Consider the following 7,748-nt stretch of genomic DNA (forward strand, 5'->3'; position numbering starts at 1 on the left):
GTGAAAACTCAGCAAAAATACTGATTCACATGGGAAAAGTTATTGGGATCGACTTAGGCACTACCAACAGTTGCGTGGCAATTTTAGAAGGTGGTCAACCAATCGTCATTGCTAATTCAGAAGGCGGACGAACTACTCCTAGTATTGTAGGTTTTGGCAAAGGCGGTGAACGCTTAGTCGGGCCACTGGCAAAGCGCCAAGCCGTAACCAATGCGGAGAATACAGTCTACAGTATCAAGCGATTTATTGGTCGTCGCTGGGAGGACACTCAAGCAGAACGCGATCACGTGCCTTATCAATGTGTTAAAGGTCGAGATGACACTGTTGATGTCCATATTCGTGGACGTAACTACACACCACAAGAAATTTCCGCGATGATCCTGCAAAAATTGAAGCAGGATGCAGAAAACTTTCTCGGAGAATCGGTAACTCAAGCAGTGATTACCGTGCCTGCTTATTTTACGGATGCTCAAAGACAAGCGACAAAAGATGCTGGCACCATTGCCGGACTAGAAGTACTGCGGATTATTAATGAACCAACTTCTGCGGCTTTAGCCTTTGGCTTGGAGAAGCAAGACCAAGAACAGACAATTCTAGTATTTGACTTGGGAGGAGGGACTTTTGATGTGTCCATCCTGCAACTTGGGGATGGTGTATTTGAAGTAAAGGCAACTAGTGGGAACAATCACTTAGGAGGAGATGATTTTGACAACTCTATCGTCCGCTGGATGATAGATAATTTCTTGCAAGAAGAGAAAATCGACCTTTCTGTTGACAAAATGGCTTTGCAACGACTGCGGGAAGCAGCAGAAAAAGCAAAGATTGAACTCTCTACTATGTTGAGTACTTCCATTAATTTGCCATTTATCACCGCTAACGAAACAGGCCCCAAACATTTAGAAATAGAACTTACCCGCGCCAAATTTGAAGAACTCTCTGGTAATTTAATTGAAGCTACCATCGAACCAATGGCTCAGGCGCTCAAAGACGCAGATCTCAAACCACAAGATATTGATCGGATTATTTTAGTCGGTGGTTCTACTCGTATTCCTGCCGTTCAAAACGCCTTAAGCAAATTTTTCAATGGTAAAGCTCCTGATCGCTCGATTAATCCCGATGAAGCAGTGGCATTGGGGGCAGCAATTCAAGCCGGGGTGCTTGGTGGTGAGGTCGATAATCTTCTGTTGTTAGATGTTACGCCCTTATCATTGGGCATTGAAACTTTAGGAGAAGTTTTTACTAAAATTATCGAACGCAATACCACAATCCCAACTAGCAAATCCCAAATTTTTTCCACAGCCGTCGATGGGCAAATCTCAGTAGAAATTCATGTCCTTCAAGGTGAACGAGCAATGGCACGGGATAACAAAAGTTTGGGTAAATTTCTGCTTGCGGGAATTCCCCCAGCCCCCCGTGGCGTGCCGCAAATAGAAGTCAGTTTTGAAATTGATGTTAACGGTATTCTTAAGGTTTCAGCCCAAGACAGAGGTACAGGTAGAGAGCAGAGCATTCGGATTACCAATACAGGTGGGTTGAGCAGCAACGAAGTGGAAAGAATGCGGCAAGAAGCTGAAATCTATGCCGAAGAAGACAAAAAACGTATAGAAATGGTAGCACTCAAAAACCAAGCGGATAATTTGTTACATAGTTATGAATCAACGTTAAAAGATAATGGCAATGTGATCGCCGAGCAAATGAAGGTCTTAGCAGATGAAAAGCTCGCAAGATTGAAAGCAGTGATGGCTAACTCTGGTATTTCCACAACTGAGTTCAAACAGTGCTTGGATGACTTCCAGCAAACTTTATTTACTATTGGTGCTGAAGTTTACAATCGTGTTGGTCAAGTCGATGAAAATTTCTCAGGGGATCATTCCTTGAATTCAGAACTAAACGAAACTTTTAATGGAACACTCACACCACAATTCAATTTTGATTTTGAACAGGAGAACACACTACAGGCTGATTATGAAGCGATAGACTAAAGAATGTAGATACTTGCTAGATACACACACTGCGGCTTGTCGCCGATCAAGATAAAGGCTTAGGCATGAAACAATGAAGGAATTAAAAAATTTTATCCTTCAAACTTCAGACTTTAGCCTTGTTTTTTCTTGCCAGGAGTTGAACAATCCAGCTACATTGGTTCAAGACAAGGATACACTTCCAAACTCATGGAGGGTTTTCCACACCTAAAAGTGCGGCTAGCCTCTCTGTCTGAGGTGGGAGTTTTCCCGTATTCGGTAGCACAATTATAAAAGGAACAGCTTCAGGTTAAAGCTCTTGTCGTTTTTAATTCACAGAAAAACCTGTTACTGATAATTTGTTGGTGATTTTTGTAAAAGGTAAAAGGTAAAATTAATTATTAAGAAAATTTAACTATTGCCTTCTGCCTTCCCGATTTTCTGAACGGTGACAGCAGTCCCACCCGCAGGTGAAAATGCTGTTGCGTCTTATGAGTTCTCCCTGCATAGCCGCTTTCTACCTTTTTACTTTCACCTTTGCTGTATGGCCCGCGACTACTACGAAATTCTGGGTGTCTCTCGTGACGCCGATAAAGAAGAAATCAAACAAGCCTATCGCCGTTTAGCCCGGAAGTATCACCCAGATGTGAACAAAGAACCGGGAGCGGAGGAACGATTTAAGGAAATTAACCGCGCTTATGAGGTACTCTCAGAACCAGAAACCCGCGCTCGTTATGATCGTTTTGGCCCAGATGGTGTGTCAGGTGCCGGTGTGGGCTTCCAAGATATTGGCGACATGGGCGGTTTTGCCGATATCTTTGAAAGCATCTTTAGTGGTTTTGCCGGTGGTATGGGTACTCAAGCGCAAAGACGGCGCAGTGGCCCAGTTAGAGGCGACGATTTGCGTTTAGACCTGAAATTAGATTTTCGGGAAGCAGTATTTGGTGGTGAAAAAGAAATTCGCATTTCCCATTTAGAGACTTGTGAAGTTTGTAGTGGCTCTGGTGCAAAACCAGGAACAAGACCCCGCACTTGCTCTACTTGTGGTGGTTCTGGTCAAGTACGCCGTGTTACCAGAACGCCTTTTGGCAGTTTCACCCAAGTCTCTACCTGTCCCACCTGTAATGGTACAGGTACTGTAATTGAAGATAAGTGTGACGCTTGCGATGGTAAAGGAGCAAATCAAGTCACCAAGAAACTTAAAATTACCATTCCTGCTGGTGTAGACAACGGTACTCGCTTGCGGATTTCATCAGAAGGAGACGCTGGGCAACGTGGAGGCCCAGCTGGAGATTTATACGTCTACTTGTTCGTTAATGAAGACTCGGAATTCCAGCGAGATGGTATTAATGTTCTCTCGGAAATTAAAATTAGCTATCTTCAGGCTATTCTCGGTTCCCGTTTAGAGGTGAATACAGTGGATGGGCCTGTGGAATTGTTAATTCCACCCGGTACCCAGCCGAATACGGTTATGAAGCTCGAAAATCGAGGTGTACCACGCTTGGGTAATCCTGTAAGTCGAGGTGATCACATGATTACAGTGTTAATTGATATTCCCACCAAGATACTACCTGAGGAACGAGAATTACTGGAAAAACTAGCTAAAATAAGAGGCGATCGCACTGGTAAAGGCGGTATAGAAGGTTTTTTGGGTAATTTGTTCCACCAACGATGAGTGTATCTTCCCTTTCATCCCCTGATGCTCAACTCGACCTGCGCGGCACTCCTTGTCCGATGAATTTCGTGCGCACAAAGCTGCGTTTGCAGCAAATGCAGCCTGGGAGTTTACTAGAAGTCTGGTTAGATCCTGGTGAACCGATTGAGCAAGTTCCCGATAGCTTGACAATGGCAGGCTATCTGGTAGAACAGATTAAAGACTGCGTGGGCTATTTTTCTTTGTTTGTACGCTGTCCTGTAACTAAGTAATGACAGCGGAATCATTAGCCAACACTCAGCAGCTATTTGGTACGGTATTAGCCGTGCAGGCTAATTATTATCGAGTACAACTGGATTTAGGAGTAGAAGAATGGGAAAGGAGAACAAAAGGAGTTGAGGGAACTGAGGAAGTTATGGGAGTACATTCTTCTCCACCTTCCCTATCTCCCCATCCTCCCCTCCTCTTATGCACTCGCCGCACTCGCCTCAAAAAAATTGGACAACAGGTCATGGTAGGCGATCGCGTAGTGGTAGAAGAACCAGATTGGGCTGGTGGTAGAGGTGCGATCGCTGAAGTTTTACCCCGGAAAAATCAATTGGATCGACCGGCAATCGCCAATGTGGATCAAATTCTTTTAGTATTTGCAGTTGCTGATCCACCTTTAGAACCTTACCAACTCAGTCGCTTTCTCATTAAGGCTGAGTCTACGGGTTTACACGTAGTTTTATGTTTAAATAAAAGCGATTTAATTACACTAGAACAACAAGCAGAAATTAATCAGCGTTTGCATGCTTGGGGTTATCAACCAAGATTTATTAGCGTTTATGAAGGTATAAATATTGATAATTTAGTTGAGTCACTTAGACAGCAAACTACTGTGCTGGCTGGGCCTTCAGGAGTTGGTAAATCTAGTACAATAAATGCTTTGATTCCTAATGTCAACCTGCGAGTGGGTGAAATTTCTGGTAAACTAGCTCGCGGTCGTCACACTACTCGCCACGTCGAATTATTTGAATTGCCAAAAGGTGGATTGTTAGCTGATACTCCCGGATTTAATCAGCCAGATTTGGATTGTACTCCTGAAGAATTAGCAAGTTATTTCCCGGAGATTAGGGAAAGATTAGCAGTTGCTAGCTGTCGGTTTAGTGATTGTTTGCATCGTAATGAGCCTGGCTGTGTCGTACAGGGAGACTGGGAGCGTTATCAGCATTATTTAGAATTTTTAGAAGAAGCGATCGCACGTCAAACTCAATTAAATCAACAAGCCGATCCTGAGTCTACTGTAAAAGCAAAAACAACCAAGCAGGGTCAAACTCAGTACGAACCGAAGCTAGAAACTAAGAAATATCGCCGTGCTTCACGAAGGACACAGTTACAAGAACTGGAGCAGTTGTATGAAGACAGCGAGGAGTAATACACCAAAAGTCAGAAGTTAGAAGAAGGCAGTGATACACGCCCATCTAATTTGATGACGACATCCTTGACAGAAATTGAAGGCTCCTTGCCAGTCATATGCATCACGGCTGTAAATGCCCCAAAGCTTTGCCGACGGAAACCAATAACGTCAAAATTTACTGGTAGTTCTTCTATCTTTGCCCCAACTGAAAAACCTGTTGATGCATGAGCCAGATTGCTAAATTCAGGGCGTTTTTGGTAGTTCATAAATTTGACTACTTGGAGCGATCGCAGCCCCGGTTCTAATTTTTTGATTTCTTTCTCAAACTCTGGTTTTTGCACCTGCTTAAGGGCAGCATCAAATTGAGCTTGTTGTGCTTGATTTGCTAAATTTCCCGTAAAGCCCATTACGAGTTCCATCTTTTCCGGCTCGATAAAAGCAAAAAAGTGATCGAGTGGCAGATTATCTTTGGCGATCGCCTGCTTAAGAGGTTCTAGTTGAGTGGCTATTGCCGTCTTAAGTTGCGGTGGTAATTCCTTAAAACCAGCTGGCAAATCTTTGAGAGTGAGCGCAGTAGCTTGAGTAGTAGTTTTTTCTTCTAAATTTGGTGAAGCAGGATTTTTGGACGTATCAGTAAAGGGAACTGCCAGAACTACTGGAGCTACAACAAAAACAGCGCCCATGCAGATAGAAAAAAGAAAAGTAACTTGCTTTTTCACTCGTGATAACTTCCTTTATTGGGAAAACAATGATCAAGATTAGCTAAAAATAAATTTCTTGCAGAACAGACGAAAACTTAACTTTTAGAGCTTAACCTTTTCTCATAACAATCCTATATAAGAGACACAGCTCCCCGACTTCTAGCCAGAAGTCGGGGAGCTTAAATTTTTCACGAATGATTTAGGAACACCATATAACAATAGCTTACTAATCACTTATGCAAGAATTTTAACTTTTGGTGTGAAGTCATACCCATTGTAAAGAGTTGGCGAAAGCCTGATACGATCCCCAGAAGGTCTTAAAATATTGTTAACTTCTGCCAAACTCCCGTCTTTACAATTTATCTACGTACCACCCCGGAATCATTATGGCTATCGGCTACGTCGCGCTAGTACTCCATGCACATCTGCCCTTCGTCCGTCATCCAGAAAGTGACTATGTGCTGGAGGAAGAATGGCTTTATGAAGCTATTACTGAAACTTACATTCCCTTACTGCGAGTTTTTGAAGGGTTAAAGCGAGACGGTATCGACTTTAAGATCACCATGAGCATGACACCGCCTTTAGTGTCAATGCTACGCGATCCTCTGCTGCAAGAACGCTATGATGCCCATTTGGCTAAACTTGAAGAACTTGCCGAGCTAGAAGTTGAGCACAATACCCATAATGGTCATATCCGCTATTTAGCCGAACATTATGCTGCTGAGTTCAACGCCACGCGAGAAGTTTGGGAACGTTACAAAGGTGACTTGGTAACAGCTTTTAAGAATTTCCAAGACACAAATAACCTCGAAATTATCACATGTGGTGCTACCCACGGCTATTTACCATTAATGAAAATGTATCCCCAAGCCGTGTGGGCGCAACTTAAGGTATCCTACGATCATTATGAGGAAACTTTTGGCTGTCCACCCAGGGGAATTTGGTTGCCCGAATGCGCCTACTATGAGGGCTTAGAGCGGATGCTGGCAGATGTCGGGCTGCGTTACTTCCTGGTTGATGGACACGGTATTCTCTACGCTCGTCCCCGCCCCCGCTTTGGCAGCTATGCTCCGATTTTTACAGAAACTGGTGTGGCTGCTTTTGGACGCGATCATGAATCCTCTCAGCAGGTATGGTCTTCTGAAGTAGGTTATCCTGGTGCAGCGGAATACCGCGAGTTTTATAAAGACTTGGGCTGGGAAGCTGAATATGAGTATATTAAGCCCTACATTATGCCCAACGGGCAACGTAAGAATACGGGCATCAAATATCATAAAATTACTGGTCGCGGTTTAGGTCTTGGTGATAAAGCACTCTACGATCCCTACTGGGCAAGAGAAAAGACCGCTGAACACGCTGCTAATTTTATGTATAACCGGGAACGGCAAGTTGAACATCTCTACCACATAATGCAGCGTCCGCCGATTGTAGTGTCACCCTATGATGCGGAATTATTTGGGCATTGGTGGTATGAAGGCCCCTGGTTTATTGATTACTTATTTCGCAAGTCATGGTATGACCAACAAACATACCAAATGACACATTTAGGAGATTATTTGCGGGAACAGCCAACTCAGCAAGTTTGCCGCCCTTCTCAATCGAGTTGGGGTTATAAGGGATTTCACGAGTATTGGTTGAATGATACAAATGCGTGGATTTACCCACATTTGCACAAAGCTGCCGAACGGATGATTGAACTCTCTTCAAGAGAACCTGTGGATGAGTTAGAGTGGAAAGCACTCAATCAGGCAGCACGAGAGTTACTTTTAGCACAATCTTCTGACTGGGCTTTTATTATGCGAACGGGGACGATGGTACCCTATGCAGTTAGAAGAACGCGATCACACTTGATGCGGTTTAATAAGCTCTACGAAGACGTTAATATCGGCAAAATCGATAGCGGTTGGCTCGAAAAAGTTGAGTTGATGGACAATATCTTCCCCAATATCAATTATCGCGTTTACCGTCCATTGTAGAAAGCGCACGTAAAGGCGTAAAGAGTGGTAGGGTGGGCATTGCTCACCCTATATTAT

6 protein-coding genes are annotated in these 7,748 nt (G+C 43.7%); 5 read left to right on the forward strand and 1 reads right to left on the reverse strand.

Translation table 11 applies throughout. The features are described from left to right. Positions 1–29: 29 nt before the first annotated feature. The 4 genes from dnaK (at position 30) to rsgA (ending at position 5,032) form a co-directional block, all read left to right on the forward strand. Positions 30–1,982 carry a molecular chaperone DnaK gene (dnaK, locus tag U2718_RS33330; RefSeq protein ID WP_341994156.1) on the forward strand — a complete coding sequence of 651 codons (1,953 nt, stop codon included), beginning with the start codon at positions 30–32 and terminating at the stop codon, positions 1,980–1,982. A 523-nt stretch (positions 1,983–2,505) separates the two neighbouring features. Further along, a complete protein-coding gene (gene dnaJ / locus U2718_RS33335; RefSeq protein ID WP_341994589.1) occupies positions 2,506–3,636 on the forward strand; it encodes a molecular chaperone DnaJ in 1,131 nt (376 codons plus the stop codon). Then, entirely contained in the window at positions 3,633–3,887 is a 255-nt protein-coding gene (locus tag U2718_RS33340) for a sulfurtransferase TusA family protein (protein ID WP_341994155.1), read from the forward strand. The genes dnaJ and U2718_RS33340 overlap by 4 nt, the downstream gene beginning before the upstream one ends. Then, positions 3,887–5,032 carry a small ribosomal subunit biogenesis GTPase RsgA gene (gene rsgA, locus U2718_RS33345; RefSeq protein WP_341994154.1) on the forward strand — a complete coding sequence of 382 codons (1,146 nt, stop codon included), beginning with the start codon at positions 3,887–3,889 and terminating at the stop codon, positions 5,030–5,032. Before U2718_RS33340 ends, rsgA begins: the two co-directional genes overlap by 1 nt. Positions 5,033–5,043: 11 nt before the next feature. Here the strand turns inward: rsgA and U2718_RS33350 are convergent, their stop codons facing one another. Beyond that, positions 5,044–5,733 carry a hypothetical protein gene (locus U2718_RS33350; protein WP_341994153.1) on the reverse strand — a complete coding sequence of 230 codons (690 nt, stop codon included), beginning with the start codon at positions 5,731–5,733 and terminating at the stop codon, positions 5,044–5,046. 368 nt (positions 5,734–6,101) lie between these two features. On the opposite strand from U2718_RS33350, the gene U2718_RS33355 reads away from it, so the two are divergent. Continuing rightward, entirely contained in the window at positions 6,102–7,691 is a 1,590-nt protein-coding gene (locus U2718_RS33355; protein WP_341994152.1) for a glycoside hydrolase family 57 protein, read from the forward strand. The last annotated feature ends 57 nt before the right edge of the window (positions 7,692–7,748 follow it).

The sequence above is a fragment of the Chlorogloeopsis sp. ULAP02 genome (genome assembly GCF_038404745.2).
Taxonomy (GTDB): Bacteria; Cyanobacteriota; Cyanobacteriia; order Cyanobacteriales; family Nostocaceae; genus Chlorogloeopsis.

Bases quoted from the DNA above. Each gene is read 5' to 3' on its own strand.
- U2718_RS33355 (WP_341994152.1), top strand. From the start codon at position 6,102: ATGGCTATCGGCTACGTCGCGCTAGTACTCCATGCACATCTGCCCTTC.
- dnaJ (WP_341994589.1), top strand. From the start codon at position 2,506: ATGGCCCGCGACTACTACGAAATTCTGGGTGTCTCTCGTGACGCCGAT.
- U2718_RS33340 (WP_341994155.1), top strand. From the start codon at position 3,633: ATGAGTGTATCTTCCCTTTCATCCCCTGATGCTCAACTCGACCTGCGC.
- rsgA (WP_341994154.1), top strand. From the start codon at position 3,887: ATGACAGCGGAATCATTAGCCAACACTCAGCAGCTATTTGGTACGGTA.
- dnaK (WP_341994156.1), top strand. From the start codon at position 30: ATGGGAAAAGTTATTGGGATCGACTTAGGCACTACCAACAGTTGCGTG.